21 protein-coding genes and 1 tRNA gene are annotated in these 24,368 nt (G+C 40.5%); 12 read left to right on the top strand and 10 right to left on the bottom strand.

The window, feature by feature from the left end:
• Positions 1-114: 114 nt before the first annotated feature.
• Positions 115-1,455 carry a cell envelope integrity protein TolA gene (locus tag GTQ38_RS04035; protein WP_161434202.1) on the top strand — a complete coding sequence of 447 codons (1,341 nt, stop codon included), beginning with the start codon at positions 115-117 and terminating at the stop codon, positions 1,453-1,455.
• A gap of 194 nt (positions 1,456-1,649) precedes the next feature.
• Here GTQ38_RS04035 and GTQ38_RS04030 read toward each other — a convergent pair whose 3' ends face one another.
• A complete protein-coding gene (locus GTQ38_RS04030) occupies positions 1,650-2,951 on the bottom strand; it encodes a prenyltransferase/squalene oxidase repeat-containing protein (RefSeq protein ID WP_161434201.1) in 1,302 nt (433 codons plus the stop codon).
• A gap of 159 nt (positions 2,952-3,110) precedes the next feature.
• On the opposite strand from GTQ38_RS04030, the gene GTQ38_RS20920 reads away from it, so the two are divergent.
• The 3 genes from GTQ38_RS20920 to GTQ38_RS04020 all read left to right on the top strand — a co-directional run bounded on the left by GTQ38_RS20920 (position 3,111) and on the right by GTQ38_RS04020 (position 5,238).
• Complete coding sequence (locus GTQ38_RS20920) at positions 3,111-3,266, top strand: SsrA-binding protein (RefSeq protein ID WP_238857791.1); 156 nt, start codon at positions 3,111-3,113, stop codon at positions 3,264-3,266.
• 137 nt (positions 3,267-3,403) lie between these two features.
• Positions 3,404-3,477, top strand: a tRNA-Arg gene (locus GTQ38_RS04025).
• Positions 3,478-4,797: 1,320 nt separating this feature from the next.
• Positions 4,798-5,238 (top strand): SRPBCC family protein, encoded by a 441-nt coding sequence (locus tag GTQ38_RS04020; protein WP_161434200.1) that lies wholly within the window; start codon positions 4,798-4,800, stop codon positions 5,236-5,238.
• Positions 5,239-6,149: 911 nt separating this feature from the next.
• Here the strand turns inward: GTQ38_RS04020 and GTQ38_RS04015 are convergent.
• Both GTQ38_RS04015 and GTQ38_RS04010 read right to left on the bottom strand, forming a co-directional pair.
• Entirely contained in the window at positions 6,150-6,749 is a 600-nt protein-coding gene (locus GTQ38_RS04015; protein ID WP_161434199.1) for a hypothetical protein, read from the bottom strand.
• Between the two features lie 48 nt (positions 6,750-6,797).
• Positions 6,798-7,361, bottom strand: coding sequence for a class I SAM-dependent methyltransferase (locus GTQ38_RS04010; RefSeq protein WP_161434198.1), 564 nt, complete (start codon positions 7,359-7,361; stop codon positions 6,798-6,800).
• A 98-nt stretch (positions 7,362-7,459) separates the two neighbouring features.
• On the opposite strand from GTQ38_RS04010, the gene GTQ38_RS04005 reads away from it, so the two are divergent.
• The gene (locus GTQ38_RS04005; RefSeq protein WP_161434197.1) at positions 7,460-8,737 is read left to right on the top strand and encodes an alpha/beta fold hydrolase; all 1,278 of its coding nucleotides are present in this window, start codon (positions 7,460-7,462) and stop codon (positions 8,735-8,737) included.
• 29 nt (positions 8,738-8,766) lie between these two features.
• Here the strand turns inward: GTQ38_RS04005 and GTQ38_RS04000 are convergent, their stop codons facing one another.
• The 5 genes from GTQ38_RS04000 to GTQ38_RS03980 all read right to left on the bottom strand — a co-directional run bounded on the left by GTQ38_RS04000 (position 8,767) and on the right by GTQ38_RS03980 (position 13,801).
• Positions 8,767-9,243 (bottom strand): GNAT family N-acetyltransferase, encoded by a 477-nt coding sequence (locus GTQ38_RS04000; protein ID WP_161434196.1) that lies wholly within the window; start codon positions 9,241-9,243, stop codon positions 8,767-8,769.
• A 1-nt stretch (position 9,244) separates the two neighbouring features.
• Positions 9,245-10,177: a M43 family zinc metalloprotease gene (locus GTQ38_RS03995; protein ID WP_161434195.1), complete on the bottom strand. Its 933-nt coding sequence runs from the start codon at positions 10,175-10,177 to the stop codon at positions 9,245-9,247.
• 133 nt (positions 10,178-10,310) lie between these two features.
• Positions 10,311-11,273 carry a hypothetical protein gene (locus GTQ38_RS03990; RefSeq protein ID WP_161434194.1) on the bottom strand — a complete coding sequence of 321 codons (963 nt, stop codon included), beginning with the start codon at positions 11,271-11,273 and terminating at the stop codon, positions 10,311-10,313.
• A gap of 673 nt (positions 11,274-11,946) precedes the next feature.
• On the bottom strand, positions 11,947-12,669 hold the full coding sequence (locus GTQ38_RS03985) for a LytR/AlgR family response regulator transcription factor (RefSeq protein WP_161434193.1): 723 nt from the start codon (positions 12,667-12,669) through the stop codon (positions 11,947-11,949).
• Positions 12,670-12,673: 4 nt separating this feature from the next.
• Positions 12,674-13,801 (bottom strand): sensor histidine kinase, encoded by a 1,128-nt coding sequence (locus GTQ38_RS03980; protein ID WP_161434192.1) that lies wholly within the window; start codon positions 13,799-13,801, stop codon positions 12,674-12,676.
• 226 nt (positions 13,802-14,027) lie between these two features.
• On the opposite strand from GTQ38_RS03980, the gene GTQ38_RS03975 reads away from it, so the two are divergent.
• Genes GTQ38_RS03975 through GTQ38_RS03965 form a run of 3 tightly spaced genes read left to right on the top strand, consistent with a single transcriptional unit; the run spans position 14,028 to position 16,840 of the window.
• Positions 14,028-14,513: a nuclear transport factor 2 family protein gene (locus GTQ38_RS03975; RefSeq protein ID WP_161434191.1), complete on the top strand. Its 486-nt coding sequence runs from the start codon at positions 14,028-14,030 to the stop codon at positions 14,511-14,513.
• A complete protein-coding gene (locus GTQ38_RS03970) occupies positions 14,510-15,901 on the top strand; it encodes a Cif family virulence factor (RefSeq protein ID WP_161434190.1) in 1,392 nt (463 codons plus the stop codon). Before GTQ38_RS03975 ends, GTQ38_RS03970 begins: the two co-directional genes overlap by 4 nt.
• A 9-nt stretch (positions 15,902-15,910) precedes the next feature.
• Positions 15,911-16,840 (top strand): YybH family protein, encoded by a 930-nt coding sequence (locus GTQ38_RS03965; protein ID WP_161434189.1) that lies wholly within the window; start codon positions 15,911-15,913, stop codon positions 16,838-16,840.
• 195 nt (positions 16,841-17,035) lie between these two features.
• Here the strand turns inward: GTQ38_RS03965 and GTQ38_RS03960 are convergent, their stop codons facing one another.
• Positions 17,036-17,515: a hypothetical protein gene (locus GTQ38_RS03960; protein ID WP_161434188.1), complete on the bottom strand. Its 480-nt coding sequence runs from the start codon at positions 17,513-17,515 to the stop codon at positions 17,036-17,038.
• A 470-nt stretch (positions 17,516-17,985) separates the two neighbouring features.
• A complete protein-coding gene (locus tag GTQ38_RS03955) occupies positions 17,986-18,792 on the bottom strand; it encodes a DNA alkylation repair protein (RefSeq protein WP_161434187.1) in 807 nt (268 codons plus the stop codon).
• A gap of 325 nt (positions 18,793-19,117) precedes the next feature.
• Between GTQ38_RS03955 and GTQ38_RS03950 the strand changes: the two genes are divergently transcribed.
• The 4 genes from GTQ38_RS03950 (at position 19,118) to GTQ38_RS03935 (ending at position 24,133) form a co-directional block, all read left to right on the top strand.
• Positions 19,118-19,699 (top strand): Crp/Fnr family transcriptional regulator, encoded by a 582-nt coding sequence (locus GTQ38_RS03950; protein WP_161434186.1) that lies wholly within the window; start codon positions 19,118-19,120, stop codon positions 19,697-19,699.
• Between the two features lie 56 nt (positions 19,700-19,755).
• Positions 19,756-20,124 carry a TIR domain-containing protein gene (locus GTQ38_RS03945; RefSeq protein ID WP_161434185.1) on the top strand — a complete coding sequence of 123 codons (369 nt, stop codon included), beginning with the start codon at positions 19,756-19,758 and terminating at the stop codon, positions 20,122-20,124.
• 293 nt (positions 20,125-20,417) lie between these two features.
• A complete protein-coding gene (locus GTQ38_RS03940) occupies positions 20,418-22,703 on the top strand; it encodes a TonB-dependent receptor (protein ID WP_161434184.1) in 2,286 nt (761 codons plus the stop codon).
• 338 nt (positions 22,704-23,041) lie between these two features.
• A complete protein-coding gene (locus GTQ38_RS03935; protein WP_161434183.1) occupies positions 23,042-24,133 on the top strand; it encodes a serine hydrolase domain-containing protein in 1,092 nt (363 codons plus the stop codon).
• The last annotated feature ends 235 nt before the right edge of the window (positions 24,134-24,368 follow it).

The following is a 24,368-nucleotide window of genomic DNA, read 5'->3' as shown; positions in this document are numbered from 1 at the left end:
AAGTATCAACAACTAATTATTAACCGCTAATTCCACCCACTATGATCACTTTAGCCAAACTCCTCGTGAGTCTGCTTATCATTATCCTATCTTCTAACCTCTAAACTTTTCACTATGTTAACTTTCTTAGGAATATTTATCATAATTATTGGCGTAATCACCCTTATCGCCAAACCTATATTTAAGAATATTAGTCTGCTCAATTGGTTTAACCAGAGAAGGAGCCTTCAGATCATCCTCTTAGGTATCCTAATGAGTATTTTTACCGGACTACTATTTTATGCAGAGCCCGGAACCGCTTATGCGGTCCAGTACCCCTGGGGTGGCCAGAAAGCTGTTTTCCGGCAGGGGATCAACACCAAGATGTGGGGAAGGCTTATACCCATTCAATTTGAACTACCCATTAAGTATGTCATACCCGGCAGGGATGGCGAGTTGGGAGAGCAGAGCGAATACGCCAACGTGGATGCAGCCAAGTACTGGGCATTCAGTGACGCTGTAAAAGCCAGAATCGCTACTTCTGTAGTGATCAGCATCAATACGGAAGACGAAGCACAATTTCTTTCCGTGGCAGATCGAAACAAAACAGAGCAAAATATGATTCGTTCACGTATCATTCCCAACATTGATCAGTCTATAAAGAACACCTGTAAACTTATGGACGCCCAGGATTATATCTCTGGCCAGGCCTCAGATTTTGACAGGTATTTTAAAGATCAGCTCGAAAACGGAATGTACGTACTCGAGGAGTATGTTGAGAACGAGCGCAAGGATATCATTGGCGATAGCGCCACTGTCCGCACCGTGATCAACAAAGAAACCAAGCAGAAGCGCTTCCGTATCAAAAGGGAGAACGGCATGCCAATTCGCGAAGAGGGAAATTCCCTTAGAGCGTACGGACTAACCGTAGTTCAGGCAGTGGTTACCGAAATTGATTGGGAAGAGACTTTTGACAAGCGGCTACAGTTGCAAAAAGAGGAAGTTGCACAAACTCAACTTGAAAAGCAGCAGGCCGAAAGAGAGTTTTATCGCGCTCAGAAAGAAAAGGCTCGTGGTGAGGCTGAAAAAGCCGCCGAGCGTGCCCGACTGGAAAAGGAGCAGATCCAAAAAACCATCGCGGCTGAGACCGAAGCCAAAGTTGCTGAATTTAACCTGGTAAAGGAGAAGAAGCAGTTTGAGGTGGAGAAGTTCAAGGCTCAGAGCAAAAAGGTTGCAGCGGATGCGGAAGCTTATCAGAATGCCAAATTGGTAACTGCTGGTCTTACACCCCAGGAGCGCGCTGAATGGGAATATAAAACCTCGGTCGGTGTAGCCAGGGAACTCAAGGAGCTTAAATTGCCAGACATCTATATAGAAGGCGGAAAAACCAGCTCTAATGACGGCAATCTGCTGCAGTCCCTGATAGGAGCTGAACTGGCCAAAAAGATGATGGAGACTAAAACCAAATCCAAATAATCAAACAGCCATGCCCTACTACCAATACTATTGATGCTAATGGACCATCAGTAAAGCGCCCACCTAATAGAGGTGGGCGCTTAATTTGATGACTGTTTAAGTTGAAGTTTAAAAGGTTTTAAGTGTTAAAAGTTATAACTGTTTACTGCCAACTGATTTCATCCTCCGAAGCTTTAGCGAAGGAGGACTGCCAACTAACCTTCTTCTCCTATCTTCTGTAAAAAATCAATGTCTTCCTCAACCGTAAGTAACATGAGGCTGGTGGCTGTACAGAAAACGGGACTAGTGATACAATGATGCCCGCTCCAGCTACCGTCTGAATTCTGGATCTTCAGAATCCTTCCGCTCATGTCGTCATACCATTTCTTCCAGCTTTCGTCTTTGCTAACGAGCAAGGACTCGCCTGTTTGAAGATAGCTCAGGAATTCTTCTCCGCCATTGTTTCCAAATCCGTCCATAACCTTTTCATCCTGGGCCATAAGCTTGGCAGACTCGTAAATTTCGTAAGAGGTATTGTATTTCATAGCGTCCTCTTTGGAATAGCCAATATCTTCCAGAACCTCTACGCTAACTTCCGCCGCAGTTGGAATTCTACCTTCTTTACGGGCTTTTTTCATATCACTTTTGACCTTTCTTGCTTCTTTGGCGCTAGCCCTTACACTTCCGCTTACGGCATATAGTACTATCCCGGCGCCGTCTGTTGTTTTAACCGAGGTGTTTTTCTCATCATAATTGCTTTTCTGATAGGATTTAGACCGCTCTACAATTACCTCGTCTACCGTAGCTCCGACAGCCTGCGCGGCTTCCAGGGCACTACTGGCAAGGCCACTTTGCAATACTCCTGCCCAGCCTGCGCCTCTCTGTTTACCGGACTCATCAGTCCCTGCTTCGATCCTGGAGATACAAATGTCTAAACATCGCGAAACTCGTTTTCTATCAATACCTTCCAGATCTCTGTCCAAAATACTGGAAAGGAATTGAGAAGCCAGCACCGCGTCTATATTCTCACCTAGTTTTGTCTGTATCTGGGTATTTCTGACTTTGGTGATATAGGGGTATCCAGCCTCGGCGCTTTCTATGGTTTCGAGCAGGTAATTCAATGCTTTTTTCAGGTGGTTGGCGTGTATCCCTTTTTGAAGTGTAGTACCACTTCTCAGGAAAGCCATACCCACCATGGCGGTTGTTGCTGGATCTGCTTTTACCGCGTGGGGGTCCCTAATATGCTGGGCGCTGTGGCTGCCTGCCCCGTAACCACCGTTGGGAAGCTGGGCTTTTGACAACCATTGAAGTCCATCTCTGACTGACAGTTCCATATTTTCATCAGATTTGTAGCGTTCAAAGCCCAGGGAAGACTGCTCCCCCATAACGGTCATGAAGACACAACCTTTTTCAGGCTTTATTGTTCTTGCCTTTTCCGGAGAACCCGGGAAGAAGCGCAGGGCTCCTCCAAGTAAGATCACAGCCGGAATAAGAAGTAAATGAAGTTTTGTTTTCATAATGACATATCTTTTGAATTTGATCTTAAACTAGGGCGAATTGGCCGTATCTGAAATGGGTGGTTAGCCAGAGTACAAGAGCATTGAGGGAAGGTATCGCTTTGGTTAGGGAAATGCCTATTCCGGGACATTGCTTACCTTTACCACATAAGCAGACCGATGAAAAAGGCTTTATTTACTTTTTTAGCCAGGGCCAACAGGCTCTTTTTGCCCTCCTATTCAAAGCGGGGTTTGGATTTGTCTAAGGCCTCAAAATTTCAGTTGGCCATCATCGGCTGGCGCTATTACGTAACGACCAAATCCCTCGGAAATTAGTTCGAGGCATTCACTTCGGCTATGGCATGGCTACCAATATTTGGTGCGTGGTTATTTTGCCTTAAGTACAAAAAGAAATATATTTGCCCTCCCTTAGCAAAGGCATAAAAGGGTACGTTAAGAACATTAATAACAAAGGCCTCCTAGCTCAACTGAATAGAGCACTTGATTACGGCTCAAGAGGTTACAGGTTTGAATCCTGTGGAGGTCACAGATGAATCAAAAAATGATTCAACAAACCGAAGCGAGCAAAACATAAAGCTCGCTTTTTTGTTTTGTAAGAGAGGATTTTGCAATGCGAAGCATTGATTTTTTGATTCTCAACATGGAACACAAAGGAAAACCAAACGAAGAGAGGTAATCCTGTGGAGGTCACATCAAGCAGAAAGTCCATCACCACCGTGGTGGATTTTTTGTTTTACGAAGAACCTGGAGCTATGCTTCAGAGGTTCGGAGTAAAATGAAAAATAATTACGCAAGTAATTGGACTTTCTATTTGCAGCAGCGATTTTATTCAGGATCATGGAATAATTCTGTGGAGGTCACATCAAGCAGAAAATCGGGGAGTTTTACTCCCCTCCCTAAATATAATTTAAAGCTTCTCACTCCAAAAAACCAGCAGTTTACAGCTTTCCCATTGCAATAGCAATTGGGTTTGAAGGGTAAAGTAACAATCCTGCCGTCGCCAAGGCTATGGCAGGCAAGCCTGTGGAGGTCACTTAAGAATGAAAAGCTCCCTGAAAGCAGGTAAATCCGCGATTTGCAGCTTTGCATTTAGACTACGGAACTTATTTAGGATCACCGCATATAATCCTTGAAATTCAAATCACAAACTCCAAATTCCAAGCAGGGATTTTATTTTTAGGAAGGAGTTCGAAGGAAAACCGAACAAAGTAAGGAAATCTGTAGAGCCTGCCGGCATAGGCAGGGTCACTTTTTATTAGTCAACAGCGTTAACCGAATTACAAATGCAAGTAGAGTCTGCGATAAAAGGTTAATTAACAAAATCACTAAAAAAGACCAGAGCTAGGAAACCTATACAAAAGAAAGTTTGTTTTTGAATTCATGTCTTGTAAAATGGCCGTTTACGTGACTAATGTCATTGTTTTTTTAAATTAAGATTTATAGTCTGTTTTCGGCTCAAAGCGGACGGCAGGGACCGGCAGAAAAATCAATACGGAGGTTAAGTTTCATTTGACGAAATTTTCATCTCGATATTAAGAGTTCCTTCGGCCAGGCAATGAGTGAATTATTTGATTCTATTATGATGGAATTGATCTCATAACTTGGTTATATGAGCCATCCAATGAGTATCCGGAATATATGTCAGATACACATTATGCACTAGATCTTTGGCAAGACCACACCTCTGTTTTTCTCTTCGAATGAGCTGGAGAAAGCAATATTAAGGCAAATATTTATTTCTTAAATGTTTTGAATCCGGTCTGTTTTACTAAAGCTAAAAGGGATGTGAGTGTAGTTTCTAGGTGCCGACACTTGAACCTGATGTTTCAAAACTAATACATGGAATATGAATACAACACTTATTTTAAAACACACATTTAATGCATCACCAGAAAAGGTTTATGCAACCTGGACCGATCCAGCAAAAATGGCAAAATGGTTTGGATCCAGCAAAGACGGTGCAGAAATTCATGAATTGAATGTTTCTAAAGGTGGCACCTATCGACTCACGATGCTCGGTGATGATGGAATCAAGTATCCACTCTCAGGAATGTATACCGAGGTTGATCCACCATATAAACTCGTTGGGACGTTCCAATGGGCCAAGAATGAGAAGATCGAAAACTGGGCGAACGAGACAATCCTAACGGTCGAGTTTAAGGAAGTCAATGGAAAAACTGAACTAACATACACGCACGAAAATCTTTACGACGAAAAAGCAATGCAAGTACACGCAGATGCGGCAAGAGCTGGCTTTATTAAAATAGAACAGCTGATTACCGACTAAATCATAAAACAATTTAGTATGACCAAAACCTATCCAATCATTGCTGTGGAAGACGTCGAGGCCAATTCAAAATGGTATCAAGCCGCTGGAATGCAAAAGTAAATAAGGTCGGGATAGATTTGACATTTTCGTAGATGCAGATGATTGGACTGTTCTTGTTTGCCTTCACAGGTGTAGAGAAAATGGGCATCCAACCAAGATCGACCAAGATATACCAGCAGGGAAAGGACCCACTCACACTGTGCCGCATTAAAGACGCAGATCAGCTAGTTCGGTCGTTTGCAATCCCTAATACCCTAATGTCCCAGTAATGATATTCTCAAACCAAGGTTTTGTAAATATGGCCGCTGATTGCATTTACAAGAGTGGGTTCAAAGGATCACGAGCCTTTCGACCACCACTCAAGGTAGGTTCGGCGAGTAATCCTGCCGTCGCCAAGGCTATGGCAGGCAAGCCTGTGGAGGTCACATCAAGCAGAAAAATTGGGGAGTTCTACTCCCCTCCCTAAACATAATTTAAAGCTTCTCACTGCAAAAAACCAGCAGTTTACAGCTTTCCCATTGCAATAGCAATTGGGTTTGAAGGGTAAGGTAACAATCCTGCCGTCGCCAAGGCTATGGCAGGCAAGCCTGTGGAGGTCACTTAAAGCAGAAAATCGGGGAGTTCTACTCCCCTCCCTAAACATAATTTAAAGCTTCTCACTGCAAAAAATCAGCAGTTTACAGCTTTCCCATTGCAATAGCAATTGGGTTTGAAGGGTAAGGTAACAATCCTGTCGTCGCTAAGGCTATGGCAGGCAAGCCTGTGGAGGTCACTTAAAGCGTAAACCCTGTATTCTCATACAGGGTTTTGGTTTTATGCATTTAAATCTTGGTTTCGATTAACTTTTAGATCACATAGCTTAAGTTGGCCTAGTGAAGGTAAGAATCGGTATTCATAAACCATTCTTTCCCACCTGTCTTGCGCCGACGCTCAATTTCAGCAGCAACCACTTTGGCATCAGCATAGGGCACTATAAGGCAGTTCACAATGTTTTTATGTAAGATTAACTCAACAATTGCCTTGACCAACTCGATTGTTGATGCTGTACTTACTTGGGTTTTAGCTTCAATCTGAGATTCCTTTGAATTGGTTTCATCAAGATTTACAGCTATTATTTTGGTTTCTTTGTTCAGTCTCTGCATTTCACTTACAACTTGCTTAAATGACAGACCACCTCCATGATTCTTATATAATAACAAGATTTCCGGTGCAATCATTTTATCTTCAATTTCTAAATAATTGAGTTTGACTCCATTTTGACTGATAAATGAAATACGGTTGGACAATACTGACCATTTACGGTCTGCTTTAATTAGGCTCTCGGGAGCTTCCCCGAAGCCGGGCTTGAACTGGTCCGGGTAGATGAAACATTCTTCTTGATCTATTATGGAGCAATTGTTTCTTTGAGCGAAAGAACTATACCAAAATAAGCTTAGCATCAGGAAGATTATAGTTTTTATATAATACATTATGTGAATTTTTGAATTGCGATATCATACCAGTTTGTTTCCTCAGATCTATTTGCGTGCAATACCAGAAATCTGTGGAGTGATTGGAATAAAGGGAGAATAAAGCTTAAAATTTTCTATTTGAACATTTGAAAAGCCAGTCTCGCAAATCCGTCTCCTTAAGTTCTTATGTGTATGGCAGCCATCAAAAAACCACTTCCAGGGACGGTGGATCACTATTTGAATTCTTCTTAACAGGGATCCTTTATTGGCTGCAACGTGCTCTAAAAAGTAGAACTTACCTCCAGGTTTCAATACACGTTTAATCTCGGAAAGCGCCTGCCTTTCGTCTGGTATAGTGCACAGTGTTAAGGTGCTGACAACAGCGTCAATGCTATTGTCCATAAGGTTTAGAACCTCAGCAGAACCCTTGACGATTCGAAGTTGCAGTCCGTATCTTTCAGATTGATCAATTAATGATCTATGCATATGTGGGTTCGGTTCAACAGCTATTACCTCAGTGCCCGGTTTATAGTAGCGCATGTTAGCCCCTGCACCAGGGCCAATTTCAAGTAAGCGTTCCGGCAGATCCGAAAAAAGCGCTGTTTTTCTATTCTTGTATTTATAATGCATATATCCGTTTAATGCACGGAATATTCTTGAATTGATAAGTCTCAATGAGAAATTGTTATTTGAGCACATGTTTTTTGCCCAAATGTACCGGCATAAGCATGGAGACAGGATATCTTAAAAGTATTTTAATCTATGCGCAAAGAAGGTTGTCTTTCTTTAACTTGCCATTAATGAATATTCCCAACACTTTATATGCCCGATCAAAAGAGGGTAATCTCGCATATCAAATTATTGGCGACAAAGGTGATTTTTTGATATTGATCCCCGGATGGATTTCTAACATTGAAGCGGTTTGGGATATTCCTGAGGCAGCAGCATGGTTAAGGTATATTGCATCCTTTTCTAAACTGGTCATTTTTGATAAAAGAGGAACGGGCCTGTCTGATAACATTAATGAGAATGAACCCCCTGGCATTCAAGAACGTGCAAACGATCTTGAAATTATTTTGTCGCAGATAGGTGTCAAAAAGGCAAATTTTATAGGCCTTTCCGAAGGAGGTGCCCTGGCGTTACGCTTTGCTGTGCAACACCCTGGTATGGTCTCCAAACTCATCTTAATTGGTAGCTTTGCAAAGTGGTTAAAGTCCGATAGCTATCCATACGGCTTAACAAAGAGGCAACATTTAAAATCTATAGATTATATATTTGAGCATTGGGGAGAACCTGTAGGGCTTAAATACTTCGCTCCAAGTGTACAACACAAGAAAGGTGTTCAAAAACAATGGTCTCAATTTCTGCGCCGCAGTGCAAGCCCAACCACTGCCAGAAAGTTGTATGAGATGAACATTGAAATAGATGTGACTTCTATATTAAGAAAGGTTCAAGCTCCTACTTTAATTATCCATAGAGAAGGGGATAGATTAATAGAATCTCAACATAGCCAATATATACATGATAAAATTCCGAACTCTCAATTAATACTAAGCAGCGGGAATGATCACCTTGTTTGGTTTGGCGAGTATAAAAAAGAGTTACTGGCCATACAAACGTTTGTAACCGGTGAAAGAGCCACAGTAAATTCAAAGTTAGAGGAATTACGCGTAGAAGATCTCTTTAAGATATACCAGATTCGTGATTTCCTTGAAACCAATTATCCTGAAGAGATAACTATCAGCTCTTTAGCAAGGTCTTTTGGAATAAACCAGTACAAGATCAAAACCGCTTTCTCAGAGCTTTTTGAGACGCCGGTTATTCATTTTCTGACTGATATAAGACTTTCCAATGCCTCCCGCCTATTAACAGACCCTGAGGAGTCTATCGCCTCTATTGCCGAAAAAGTAGGCTACAAGCATTCTAATAATTTTTCAATTGCTTTCAAACGTAAATTCAATATGAACCCGACGGAATTCAGAAAAAGACTGCAGTCAAAAAAATGATAAGGGGGCAGATCGTATAGGAGCTTACTTTAGTTGTTGTTCAAATCTTTCCGTAGAAAAATCTTGTGCTTGCACTGAATTCCGTTTTCATAAATCGGCGCTTGGTATTCGAGAGTAAAGTAGTTCATCTCGATATCAAATATTTCAAAACCGATTCGCTGATATAGTTTTAGCTGTCCTATGCTGGAATTCCCCGTTGCGATTATCAGCGACTTATACCCCTGATCTCTGGCAACTTCCGATGCAAAATTCAGTAGATGACTACCAAAGCCGTAGCCCTGAAAAGGTTCATCTATGGCAATGTTCTTAATTTCCAGAGTAGTTGGATTGATTTCTTTTAACACCAATACTCCAATTATGGTGTCCTCTATTTTGGCAATATAACAACTTCCCGTTTTTATATAGGCTTCAAGCCTTTTCTCATCAGGATCTGCTAACAACAAAAGTGAAATTGGTACGCTTTCCCAATCCGGGCAAGTCAGAATAATTAAGTTCTCAGGTTTCATTTTACTGCAGCGCCGGACTAGTTATCAAATTGTTCCTGCCGGGGTGGTTTTTGAGGACGTAACGAATTCTATCAACCTGATCCTTCGTAAAAATATTCATTACCTCATCATCGCTATAGTTCATATAGTTAGCTATCATAATAGATTCTCCCGAACAGCCCTCAAAGGCAGTTCGTCCAAAAACCGCTTTGTCCACTGGAGGGGTATCATCACAGAAGTCATTGGATTCACAGTCGTTTCCACCCCAGGGATGTAAGAGTCCCAAATAGTGGCCCATCTCATGGGTTAGGGTTCGCCCGTATCGCGCATGACAATTTATTACTGATTCACCAAAATGTGACCAGTTGATTAAAATGCCTTCTGCATCTCCTTCCTGCGGAATGGCAAGTAATTCAGTCCCCGGAAGATCGGTAAGTGGCCCGGTAGCCAATCCAAGGACCACACAGGATGTTTCGGCCGGTAAAGGGGTAGTCCAAACGTTTATATATTGGTTGGGATCCCAATACGCGTATTGCGAATAATGATTGGGACTATAACCCAGATCTTCTACATCTATTGTAGAAGCATCTATCCTATTAATTCCATTAAAAGACTCCGAATCCGGATTTTTTTTGGCAAGCACAAATTCCACCCTTGAGTCCGCACCATCCGGATGCTCATTGTACCCTTTGGTACCTTCTTTACGACGAAAGTCCTCATTTATAATTGCTATTTGCCTTAGGATGCGTTCGGTTGAAAGATTAGGCCCGGCCCCAATTTCCTCTCCATTGTGAATTACATGAACCACTATAGGTAGCTGTACCAATTCCAAGTCGGGATCAATTGGGTCGGGGTCACTTATCTGCGCGGGCGTGTTATCCTTGCTACAAGCATGGCTTAAAATGTAAATCGCGAATAATAGGATAAATCTCTCGTATTTGCTAGAATTCAACATCGTTGACTGGTCCATTTTTCAAAGGAAATTAATGCTGCAGTTTTCTGAAGTATAATAAGTACAACGCTTGCAAAATTATCAAATGATAGATTCTTACTTGTTATTGATATCCTAAAGTTTTAAGTAGACAGAATTAGTTAAGGTTCAATACATAAAGCATTGCTCCGCTATCTTTATCTGATATAAAGCCATCACTGCTATAGGGCTCTGATTCAGAAGCGCTAAAAGCATCTGCAATTAGTCTTTCTGTCCTAAAAGGAGCAAAATGTACTCTTGTTCCGTTTAGTGCCTCGCAAGCCGCACCGGTCCATTGATTTGTAGCGCAAACCATTATATATTTGAATCCCTGAACTTTTAATACTTCTGCAGAAGCAGCCACTAACTCGAAGGCATGCTTTTTAGGTAATTGCGGACACTTTGCAACCATAAAATGAGATGCTACCTCTCCATTCTCTAATGCCTTCTTAAATTCAAAATACTTACTTTTTAGCAGCTGAATAGCCAGATGCTCTTGAGAAAATATAAAATCGAAAATAGGTTTATCTACCGTAAATACAGCTCTGAGAATTGGATCAAACTCCCTGAAACCGTCTTCCTCTTCGCATACTGTAATATTATATGCTCCGCCCAAAATTTTGGAATCAGGACCAAGCATGGTAAGCGACATTTTCTTTAGGTCCCTGTTAATCTCTACCTTGTCAATCGGATCTGCCGGATCGGTAAGTATAAACATTCGTATGAACCAATACATCAAATTTTCCGAGGACCACTCTCCAAAAAATGCGCTGCCAAATGGGTCTCTGTGAAGATAGTTTTTAAGTTCATCCGGTATTTGTTTTGGCATATTGATATGCCGATTCATAGGTTCGTTCTTTCCAAAAGAATCAGCTACCATTCTGGCCATTTCCAATATTTGGGGATCATTTAGACAACCCAACATTTTTATGGCATAGGTATTGGTTCGATACTTTTTCACTTTGCTCCAGCAGATGGTCCTTAGTTTGTTCGGCAACTTCATCAAACCATGTCGTTCCAATTCAGAAGCCTTTGGATATTCACACCATGGTAGATCTTGAGGAGTGTTTTCATTTTTCATTGCAAATATTCTTTTATTTAAGGTGATTTTCATGAGGCAGAAACAGTTGTACAATTCCTTTGGCAGATCCTGCAATACCGCCTATGCGATTGTGGCAGTTCAAATGCTGAAAGCGACACATTCCTGATTCATGCATGCAAAGTCATCAACCTGTTACACTAATAATTTCTGACAAAATTACCCGCTTATGCCCATGGATTGGATCTTCCAGAAGTATTTAAATCTATGCAAAAGGAATCCTATAATAGTGCCGGATATGGAGCCCAAATAATAAGTCCATCTGAGATTATCCAGATCGTTAAGGTCTGTCAATAGTCCTGAAAAAAGGTGTTTAACCACACGGAGTCGGTACGGTCCCAGAAATACAAAAATACCTTGGATGCCAACAAAGTGAAGTAATTGGCCAAGTTCTGGTTTTGCTTTTAAAATGGGGATTACCAATCCCCTCCTCAATATCAATTTAGGCCTCCTCTCTGTAAAAAACCAACAGTTTTAGTGCTAGTAAACTGCTTTAGGTATTCAGCCCAAGAATTGGCCAAAGGTAAACCGGTTTAGATGAGCCAATAGAAACTGGTCTTATAGCGGACAATCAGGTAAAGATCAGATCAACCACAAAATTTATACATGAATACAGCATTTGTTTCACCTGGAATTCATCCCAGGTGTAAGAGATCTACTTCTTTAAAAACGATTTGTTCAGAACGTGTTCAAAGACATTAATCTTATAATTTCGACTTAGGGGAATGGTCGCTGAAGTTAAATGCAATCGCGTATTCTCTACACTTTGTATTTTGTCCAATGCAACCAGATAGGACTTGTGGACCCTAATAAATTGCGAAGCTCCTAAAAGCGACTCTATGCGCTTCATAGACATAAGCGTTACGTACTTGCTGCCTGAAGTGTATATGACCACATAATTTTGCAGTGCCTGCACATATTCCACTTCATCAAAGAATATCTTTTCATATACACTTTCGCACTTCACAAAAAAATATTCCGGAGGAGCGCCGCTCTTATTGGCATTATTGTCACCCTTAGCAAGCAAAAGATAGTCCTTCGCCTTGTTGGCACCTTTTAGGAATCGTTCCATGGTTATGGGCTTGACCATATAATCCAGGACGTCCAATTCAAATCCTTGAAGTGCATAGCTGGGATACGCAGTGGTCAGGATTACCATTGGCCTCACTTTGGTTGACTTTAAATACTCAATTCCGGTCATGATCGGCATTTGTATATCGAGGAATACAAGGTCCAGCGTTTGCCTATTTGCAATATTCAACAAGGCAGTAGGGTCTGGCCCTTCACCTACCAAATCCAAAAAATCAATTTTTTGGATGTAATTCACCAAACATTCCCGAGCCAGGGGTTCATCATCTATTACAGCACATCGTATCATTCTGTCAGGCTATTTGAGATTTTACAACTTCAAGCTGTTGTAGTTTAAGATCTAGTTTTATGGCGTGTTGCAGATTATCCTTAATGATCTCCAGCTTATGGGCGTTCGGATACAGTAACTCCAGCCTGCGCTTTACATTGGCCAAACCTATCCCATTAACTCCATTTTCCTTTTCAACTACAAGGGGATTCCTACTATTAGAGACCATTAGCTGTAAGTTGCTTTGTTCTAGTCGTAACTGGATATCAATCCAATTTTTAGCGTTTTTATGATACGAAACATGCTTAAAAGCGTTTTCCACAAAAGGTATCATTAGAAAAGGGGCGATTTCCAAAGTGAGGGAAGTTGTTTTGTCCAGATCAACATTTAATTCCAAAAGCTCCGACTCTTGCCTTAGCTTTTCCAGTTCAATAAAATTGACTAGATAATCCAATTCCTGTTCCAGAGGAATAAAAGGTTCGTTGCATTGATACAATTGATATCGAAGCAATTCAGAGAATTTTGCCAAAGAGTTTGAGGCTTTATCCTGGTCCTTATGTATCAGCACAAAAATGGAATTAATGGTATTGAACAAGAAATGAGGATTGAACTGGGAACGCAAAAATTTAAGTTCGGTTTGCAGTTTTTCCTTTTCAATGGTATTTCTGCGCTTTTCAGAGGCCATCCAGTTCTTGGTCAGTTTAATACTCATGGCCAGGGTCATACTTGCCAGGGTTGATGGTAGCGCGTTGCTTTTGAATAAAGTAAAGAACTCTGTAGGTGCTATCTTAAAAAGCTCTTCAAAAGGGAGGCCCACCACGGCAGCATTGACATAATAACCCCCAATAATCCCGGCTGAAGTAGTAAGCACTGTCAGTAATAACATCGGGATGTAAACCAAATAGTTCCCTTTCTGTAAAAACCGCGGGATTAAGAAATACAGATTAAAATAAACCCCTAATGCCTGCATTACCACATAGAAAATAAACTTTGTAGAATATGCTGAAAAGAAGATATTCTGCACCGCCTCAACCGCGCTACCACTCATGAGTGCCCACCAGAAGTAGTGGTACAAAGACCAAAATGCCAGATGATACAATTTGTACCTGCTAATAAATGCGATTATGGATTTCAATGTTTTAGAGAGAACCATTCGAACAAAATTAGTCAAAAAACGGGTGAGACCTGACAGTTGGGGCCTATCGAATTGACAAGGTGTACCGAATAAATGACGAAATACAATACGAGATCTTAAACCCGCTTTTTTTGTCTGATATCCGGAAAACCATTCAACTTGTCAACCAGGCAGCTCCATTTGGCAATAACATTTCCGCATGGCCCGGAACTTCATTTCCTTTGGTCAAAATAAACAAAAGCCTATGAAATTATACTGGCGGAATGTAACAATCTTAACGATTCCCTTGACACTTTTACTCTACTGTTGTTCCAGCAACAAGCCAACAGAAGAAGAGGTTTCAAGACAAATTACGGAGACCGGGATGGCGGTAAGGGAAGCATTTAAAAATGCAGATTTAGAGACCATCAAATTATACCACCATCCTGAGGTGACCAAGGCTTTGGCGTATAACAATCTGCAAATAGGTCGGGAAGAAGTATTAAGCGGCTTAAAGTCTACTATGGAAAGCTTTGATCTGGAATTCCTGGATGAAAAAGTCACGGAAAAATTCATCTATAAAAACGACCTGGTAATTAAACAGATGCTTTTTGCCTTAAGACTAATTCCAAAAAACGGGGATGAACCCTTCGTTTTCAGGGGACGGACGTTATTGATACTTGAGCGTTCAGACGAAAGTCCGACAGGTTGGGCCACTATTCACGAAATCATTCAACCCTATCAAGAATGAAGACATTAACACTCATCTTTTGTTTTTGGTCCTTTGGTGTTGCTTTGGCGCAAAGAACGGCTATAGAATTTGAACTAAATGGAAAGCCTTCCCACGAGCAACTCATGGATTCCATAGAAATCTCTAAAAACCCTTTCACAAGATTTATGGGAGAGTGGACGCTAAAAGACGATAGGTGGATTCAAAATTGGGGAGATAAGACAGATACCATCAGAATAGCTAACCACCATACTGTTTCCAGGCAGCTGAACACGCAAAACAGTTTACTATCGATCATTGATGGACCGGAACCAAACGGTCATATATTTTGGTCGTACAACCCCAATACAAAGGAGGTCTCTCATTTGTCCAGTTTTGGAACCATAAGAGCGGGAGTGGGTCAGGGAACTTTTGATGAAAAAGGGGATTTGTCCCTTAAGATACGGTTCGAGGGTGAACCCAACAATACGTATCGCATATACCATTACAGCTGGATCTCAAAAGACAGCTATAATATGCGGTCAATACAATATGATAATAACCACAGACCTACCGGGCTTTTTTATGAAGGTACTTTCAACAGAATAAGGCAAGGGTTCAATACGGACAGGGAACGCAAGGTTTTTTTTGATGCCCTTAAAAACCAAAATGAAGACGATTTAAGAAACTACATCCATCCTAATGGGATATTTATGCTGGAATATCAAAAGACACTGAAGGGGCATGAGCAGATATTGGCTTACTACGAAAAAGTGTTTGATGAATATAAGATTGTGGCGTTAAACCCCTTGATAGAAGAGGTCATTGAGCTACCGGGCTACAAGATAGAGATAGGTTTATTCTCCCAAAAGATCAAAAGTCCCCGGCTAAAAGAGCCTTTTCAACAAAATGGAAAGTTTTGGTGCATCTGGAAGGAAACCACAGGGGGTTATAAGCTTTATGCTTATGCCCAGGGATACCACCGGGAATTAACACAGGAGGAATATGTGGTAGTAGACAAAGGTATTGTTCCTGCGAATAACGGCAATCTTGAGCTAAGAGCTTATGCCGCCTATGGGGAAAAAGCAATTAAAAATTGGGATGCTCAAATGCGAATTGATCTGTATGCTGAAGATGCCATATTCTACCCTTTTGCTGATAAAGCCAAAGTAGGCCTTGAGGTTCTGAAACCATACTTAAAGGATTACCACAAAGGGGACGTAGAAATTGACCATATTAAGGTCCTGCCTTACGAATATGTTTATTTGGAAGATCACATATTGGAGTATTCCCTATTTGAAGTGGATTGGCGCTTCAAAGAAAATTCGGGCACCAATGAAGGCAAGGGAATCCGACTTTGGAAGCGACAGCCAGACAACTCCCTTAAGATTTACCGGCATATTGGATTGCATAACCAAATAGAAAGATAATCAATGAAAATGAAGCATATTATTAAGAGTGTACTGACTTTGTTCTTTGTTGCTGAGGCATTTGCTTTACAAACTAAAAAAACTGATGAGGTACTGATTAAAAATCAAAGTCAGACCCTCGCAGCAGCCATTGAGGGAGAGAATTTGGACTTACTTGATGAGGTTTTCGATAATGAAAGCTTTATCCTGCCTGAATATCATAAGACATTAAGCGGACTTCCTCGCATTTCAAGCTACTATGATGATTTCTTTAAACAATCCGCAACCATTTCTTATACGAAAGACGCCTTTGAAGTGCAACGAATAGGGCATTTGTATATAGAATTGGGCACTTTTGAGCATAAGTATAGAACACCTAACAACGTCATTTTCGATTATAATGGAAAATACCTTACTTATTGGAAGCTTATTGATGATAAAACCCCAAAAATAGTAGCCCATATTTGGGGCGCTTCGCATTATTTTGAAGCCGAAAATCTGCAATTTGTTGAGATAGCAACCTTAGATACGGATCGTTTAATACCCAAAACGCAATGGGAAAGGGATATTGAAAATGTTCGAAAATACGTATATCAGGCTGTTTTAACAGGAGATGCGGCGAAGCAACTGAAATCTTATTCAGAAGACGCCATTTACATGACCTATTACGATCCACCTTTTATTGGAAAAGATAGGATCTCCGACTATTTCCATGCTCATTACAACCCTTTAGTTACAAGGGATTCTTTGGCGACATGGGCAATCAAAGTCGTAGAACTTGGCGATTATGCTTTAAAATTTGGGGAATACTATGTAGCGTGGACCTATGAAGACAAGCCTAATTTCATAAGAGGTAAGGGTTTATCTCTATACAGGAGGAGAGATGACGGGAAAGTAGAGATCTATCGTCAGATGATAAACCATAGCATGCCACCAACGCCAAAGACCGGGGATGAATAGATAGGTTTTTGGTGGATTGATCCTATGGTGAAAAGGTAATTCTTCGTCTGCTGAGCAGGGCTTGGCTTAGTTAGACCATCAAAACTGTTTTTGCCTACATAGTTTGGGGAGTTCTACTCCCCTCCCCGCTTTAATTTAAGGCTTCTCACTGTAAAAAGCCAGCAGTATACCACTTCCCCATTGCGATGCCTGAACCTAATTGTTTGGTTTGTACTCGGCGTTTCCAAATTTTATGAATTCCCCATCTTTTAAAACATAGTCCTCCACAAAAATGGTGGAACCGTCTTTAATCGTGTAAATGGTTTTTCCTTGCTCAAGTTCCGGTGAACCCCAGATCACCATAAGTGCGTCTTCTGAAACTTCACCTTTAAGAGGAAATGAATATCCTCTTGAATCGAACCAGCTACCGCTAACATTATTGCTTTCCCCTACTCGATAAATGCCCCTGGCCTTGAAAACATATTCTTTGGATTCTTCGCGTTGATTTTGAAATGTTAGTTGGTAGAATTTACCGTCCAGAATAGGCTTCCAGTCCATTTTAAAGGATGCCTTACTTCCCATAAGTTCTCCCTCACCTTTCCATTTTAGATTTGAGACTTTTTCAAAAAAACTTTGTGAATTGCAGATTTGAATGCCCACAACGGCCATCAGTAAAAGGGTGACAATGGTTTTCATTGGTTTAGTTATTTTATATCTGTTAATCTATAAATGAATTTATGCCCACTCAGATTTTCTTTAATGGGGCTGCTTTATGGACCAACCCCTTGGCCAGTCAATATTTCATCTCATAAAATTGACGATCTCAGCAGGGGATTTAGGACAACTTTTTAGACCAACTTCTCATGTTACCCGTATTTCATGAGGATAGTTTTTGCTTTTTTGAAGCTTTCCTCAAGTTTAAAAACCGTTGTAGCAAAAATATGTGTAAACTCTTATGCCGCTGAACCAGAGTTATTTATGAAGGAAACATCATTCGGGAATTCGTGAAAAAAACTATCTAAATATTCGCTCATTGACCAGCTGAATTAGAAAATCTGCCTTAATAACAAATGCTGTTATGAGTGGGATTCCTGAATCCTTCCCCATTCAAAATTTAGCGCTATTCTCTGCAAAGAGCATGTAAGGGCTTAAACAATCCCTCTTGCCTACTTATTTTTTTCAATTGTCCGCAACCCTCTTTTGAGAATATATGCCGTTTCCTTAGTAGCCGATTCTGCTTTCCATCTACTGCATACGGCCTGGACCCAATCCGGTTTTGATTTACTGGCGTCGTTTAGCCAATTCCCCACAGAATCCCGAACATATTTGGAGGAATCCGATCTTAAGGGTTCCAGAATGTGTAACCCTTTTTCGGGATTTTCCTGAAATTCAAGGATCTTTTTGGTCCATACTCCCACCGGGCGTAAGGCTTCAACGGCATAGCGCCGAACATTTTCATCTTCGTCAGAAATCCATCCCGATAAGATAGCCATGGCCTTGTCTAAATCTACGATTAGACGTTCTTTGGAAGCAAAAATAACTACTTCACGTACTCCAAAATGGGCATCGGCGGCGTAAGGTTTCATCGCTTTCAACAAATTCTCTATTGAATTCTGAAATAAGCTTTCCGCCCAGCAGCTCCAGCAACGAACAATATCGCTTGGATGATTTGACAAATTCATTTTAACAAAATTGGAGTCGGTAAGCTGAATGAAGGTCTCACCTATTATTTTGGTGTTGCTATTAGCGGTAGGCTTTTTTTGAGCGTTGACAGCCGCTGCGAAAGAATCGTGCCAGTCCAACTTTTTGGCAGACTCCAAAACCGTTCTTAGCAAAACAAGTTGGTCTGTTGCCAACCATTCTATAAGGTTTTTAGTCTCTATTTTTCCGGCGTTAAGATATTCAATCACTTCCGGACTCAGATCTTTCAGGCTTCTTGCCCCTTTTCTTTCAGCAATGTGTTGTGGAATCATGCCCTAAAGTTAGATGGAATTCCAATATCATCCTACCCATTCAATACTTCTCATATAATCCCTATATCTTATAATCCGTGTAAAGAGGAGAGACAAATAGGTTGAGGCAAGGTCTCAAGGACAGACCTGAATTTAATTGGTCAAAAGCCGGGGGATTTCCCAATCCCCTCCCCAACCTAAAATTAACCGTTTTGACTGCAATAAGCTAACAGCAAACAATCGCAATAAATCCTTTTGGGTAATAATCAAAACATTCCCGGTAGACTTTGGACAATAGGTACTTTTCCTACCTAAATGATTACCTTAGATATTTTCATGGTAGAGGATGGACTTTGAACTTATATTAAAAAATATCAAAAAACACATTGCGCTAAATGAAGCGGAAAAGAGGTATTTCACCAGTCAGCTTAGAGAAAGGTCCATAGCCAAAAAAGAAATGCTGCTGGAACAGGGGAATAGCTGTCGGAATATTTATTTCATTCGATCCGGAAGTTTAAGGGCCTTTTATCCTACCCAGGAGGGTAAGGAATCTACCATTATGTTCGGTATTGCAGATTGGTGGATTACCGATATGTACTGTTTTATAAACCAGAAACCTGCCTTGCTGAATATCGAGGCCCTGGAAGATAGCAGGCTTTGGTCCCTTGACTACAATAGGCTGCAAAACCTTTTTATTGAAATTCCAAAATTTGAGAGGTTCTTTAGAATCCTGATGCAAAACGCTTACTGCCGGGAACAACTAAGGGCCCTGGATAATATTACCTTTAGCGGAGCAGAAAGATATACCAGATTTGTTGAGAAATATCCTTTGATAAGCGAGAAGATAACACAAAAGGATCTGGCTTCTTATCTGGGTATCACCCCGGAGTTCTTGAGCAGTTTCAAAAGAAAAAAAGAAGCGACTTAAACTATCTTAAGTTTTATTAGCCATCTTCTTCCGTCCTTTACAGAAAATCAAAGGACATGATGATATTAATAGCCGGACCTTACCGTAGCGGCACGGGGAATGATCCTAAATTAATCAAGAAAAACATGGACAAGTTAGAAGCCATGGCGCTTCCGTTGTTCCGAAAAGGGCATATCCCCATGATAGGGGAATGGGTGGCTAATCCATTGATTGAATTAGCGGGCTCAAAAGAGGTGGGTGACGAAATATTCACAGAAATCCAGTACCCTGTGGCCCATAGATTATTGACCAAATGCGATGCTGTTTTGCGAATTGAAGGGGTGTCCAAAGGTGCGGATCAGGATGTTGAAGTAGCCAAAAAACTGGGGCTTAAGATCTTTTACAGTATAGAGAATATTCCCGATGAAGAATCTATAACCTCTTAAGCTGTAGTAGCTGTTCTCTGCTCGTTAATACTCCTCTTTAGATGCCGATAGTGCTCATGCACTGCTAAGGGGAATCTGAAATTCCTTTAAGGATTGTTAAAGTGAATTAAGATAAGTTTTTAAAGTCCTATCTTTAAATAGGAAACTTCTTATCTATGAGTATTGGCCCAACCCATTCGATAACCCAGAAAAGCAACGCAGTGTTAAAACGCGTCTGTCTTTTGAACTTTTTGCTATTGTTTATTGTTGTTTCAGGACAAAGCCTTGATTCAAGTATCGACAGAAAAGAATCAATGGATAATTTTCAAAATATTCTATCTGATTCCTTAGTACATTTAAAGGAAAGAACTACCCTGCATATCGCAAATCCCTATCTGGGTAACTCAAAGGATCTGTTTTTTAAGTGTTACCATCTTACCGGTGTCGATCAAAAAAGGTACAGTCTAAGTACTGTTTTGATTGTGGAATTACTAAACAGCAAGGGAGATATAATTCAAAGTCAGTTCCATGAGATTATAAATGGGGTGGTAGACGGATATTTGGAACTGCCAAAAGACATTCATCCCGGTAAATATAATCTCAAAGCCTATACCCGTTGGATGCAAAACTTTGATGAAGATTTAATCGCGCAACAGGAAATCTTTGTGGGTTATCCAACATCTGATGAGTTGAAGGCTGACAATACATCCAACATCACTATTGTAAGTGAAGGAGGAACGATCTTGAGCGAGTTTAAGAATAAACTGATCATTCAGCTTCCATCTTCAGATACCAGGAGTTATCCAAAAGCCAGTAAAATATTGGACGATATGAACCGTGAGGTGGCAACTGCACAAAATTTCTCTCCCGGAATAGCGTCTGCTGATCTTAAACCTAAAAAAGATAGAAAATACTATTTGCAACTGGATGACGGTTCCGTCCACAAAATACCAGATGCAGAAACTCGGGGTTATTTACTTCAGGTAAATAATTTGGATGTGGAAAAAGTTAAAATTGAGATCGCGGCTGCCCGGGAAAGCGCTAAATCCAATATCAAATTGGTAGGGGAATCCGGTGGCGTAAATTATTTTGAGAGCCAATTGGATCTAAAGGAAAATAAGACCTTGAAACTCGAGTTTCAAAAAAAGAATTTCCCCTCAGGAATTTTTACACTAAAACTAATGGACGAGGCTGGAACGGAATTGGCCAGAAGGCCTATTTGGATCGATACCAGGAAACTCAATATCCATTTAGAACCTGTTTCTTCAGGCTCAGATACCAATACCTTCAAGATAAAGGTGACTGACAAATCCAATGCTCCGGTAAAAACATCCCTTGCTGTAAGCGTGAACCATACTGATTTTGCCAAAGATCATGCAGTAAGAAGAAGTTTAACAGATGAAGATAACAGCTCTATAGACAGAAAAGAACGTTTTCAAAAGGACTTGGAAATACAGTTACACCAAGCAATTCCTGAAAACAATACCCCAGGCGAAAACCAAATAGGAAGTACTTTAAAGCATAAAATTCAAAAGGGATTGGAACTTAAAGGTTATGCGTATGATCTGGACAATAATTTGCTAGGTAACACCAAAATCCAGATCATGGCTAAGACCAAAGATGAGATTTGGCTAAAAGAGGTTCAGACTGATGCCGATGGCTTATTAAGTCTGGAGGAACTCCAGTTTTATGGCGATGCAAACTTAATTCTTAGAACTAGTGGCGAAGAATCCAAATCCAGGCGTGTTAAGTTGATTAACACAAAAGACCTGCAGAAAGAAGAAGCAGGATCAGGTCCTTCTTCTGATGCGAAAGAACCGGAATACGCTGAAAGTATTGAGCTAGCCGCTAAATCAAAAAGCACCGATGACATTGCATTGGAAACTGGTGAGACCGATGAATTGATTGAGCTTCAGGAAGTGGAATTAAACAAAGATCAACCTAAAGAACGAAAGAATACCCCCTCCGTATATGGCGTTGAGGTCATTAAAAGTAGAATTACTTACCAGAACCCAAAAAGACCGAGATCTATAGCACAAATGATCTCTGAGATCCCTGGGGTAATGGTCTTTGGAAATTTTGATTTTGCCCCATCCGTAAGGCTACTATCTACTTCCGGACCCATTTTGTTCGTATTGGATGGATTTCCACTGGCACAAGAGGATCAAGGCTTAAGCCTGGGAGGACCAGTCAGAACTTCCTTGAACGGCATTATGGGCCTGGTCTCCGCAATAGATATTGAAAGAATTGAACTGCTAACCGGACCCGAAGCATCTATGTACGGAACGAGAGCTGCCGGAGGAGTAATCAGTATACATACCAGGACAGGAAAAGATCGGGAGTCCTCCTCGAAAAGAAAAGGGCAGATGAGTTTTAAAGGATTTGAACCTTTGGTTGATTTTAAACCAGACCGCAGGAAGCTTTCAAAAAAACGTAAAGAAAAATCCAATCTACTGTTTTGGAGTCCAGATCTGGAAACCAATGAAGAGGGGGAGGCCATTATTGAGGTTCCAAAGTTTTCGGAAAGTTCCATACTCAGGATTGAAGCTAGTGCGGTAACCGTTGATGGACAAATGGGATCAATAAATGTTTATCGTTAATATGTCCTTTCATTGCTCAAGAGTGGTGATTCTCTATCATCACTAACCTCAGTGAATAATATTACAGTTTTACGAAAGGATGACTTCTCAGGCAAACGTGGTATTGGCTTAAGGCGTTTTAATGAAAAGTGAAATATAAGTAGGGATTAAACTATTTAATTTCAATAGGGAGCAAGTAATCCAGGAGCGATGGATTCCTGGAATTTGACAATCTTTTCGCAAGTAACACTAATCCACCCTTTCGAATCGCAAAAAAATAAATTGTTTCATGATGTAACGTTTTGAATTTTAAGCTCTCTATAAGAAGTACAAGTCTACTTCTTAACAATCAGATCATCATGAGAAAGTATGAATCCCAGTTCAAAAGACTTTTTGTTTTCTTCTTAGCGTTAACATCTATATTTTGCAAAGGTCAAATTGTTGAAGGCGAAGAATATGAACAAATAGATTCATTGTTAAACTCCGAATTCGAAAAGAGAAGCTTTCAAGGAGCTGCATTAGTTGCCAAGCATGGAAAAATTATTTATCAGAATGCCTTCGGAGAATCGAATATGGAATGGAAAACTCCAAATACCATATCCACAAAATTTCAGATAGGATCTGTCACCAAGCCGTTTACTGCTCTCGCAGTTCTTAAAGCTGTGGAGGAGGGATTATTGGATTTGAACAAGAGGATTACCGATTATTTACCCGATTATCCGAAAACACCTGGTGATAAAATCACCATACACCATCTTTTATCACACACTTCTGGTATAATTGATTTTCCGGATATTCCTGGTTTTGAATGGAACCTGGAACGTCTGGGCCATTCCCAAGAGATGATGTTGGCTTATTTTCAGGATAAGGAACTGAAGTTTGAGCCGGGAACTAATTTTAAATATAGTAATCTGGGATATTATTTACTTACAGTCATTCTGGAGAAGGTTAAAAGAAAAGAGTTTGCTGAAATACTTCAAACTGAGATTTTTGATATAGCCAGAATGGACAATACTAGCGTTGCCAAATTTAGAACCATACTGGACCAAAGGGCAGAAGGTTATGCAAATACCGGAAAGGAAGTAATAAATGCCCCTCCCTGGGACCAATCTATAGTAAAAGGGTCCGGGGATATTGTATCGACAGTGGAGGATTTATTTTTGTTCAGTCTGTCATTGTTTTCCAACAAGTTGCTCTCCCAAAAATACATGGATGTCATGTTTACCCCTTCACTACCAACAAAGGACAATTATGCCTATGGATGGTTCGTCAGCCTCCCAGATAAACATAGCGGGCCTAAATGGGTTCGTCATTCGGGAAGTATTAATGGCTTTAGTGCAATTCTGACTCACCTTACCGATGATAATTATACAATTGTTCTGTTGTCAAATCTACATGGCGTCAAGACAATCAAAATTACAGAGGAAATCAAAAAAATACTCTATAAATAACTTAAGGTTCCTATTTTGTAAAAAATTCGACGGCCTTTTTCTTCAAAGTAAGTCAACAATTACCTGGAGTTTTAGAATCTCTCCATGGAGTATGGCCTACTCTTCGGTTTTAAAGACCGATAATTCCATATGCTTATCGAATGTATCTCACTTATTAAGTATATGCCTCCGAAATACTTAATATCCCATTCTTACTTTCCTGGTATATTTCCAAGACTTAGCTACTAAGTCTATG

Origin of the sequence: Poritiphilus flavus (genome assembly GCF_009901585.1) — a bacterium.
In the GTDB taxonomy this organism is placed as follows: Bacteria; Bacteroidota; Bacteroidia; order Flavobacteriales; family Flavobacteriaceae; genus Poritiphilus; species Poritiphilus flavus.
This window is presented reverse-complemented; position numbering and strand designations above follow the sequence as displayed.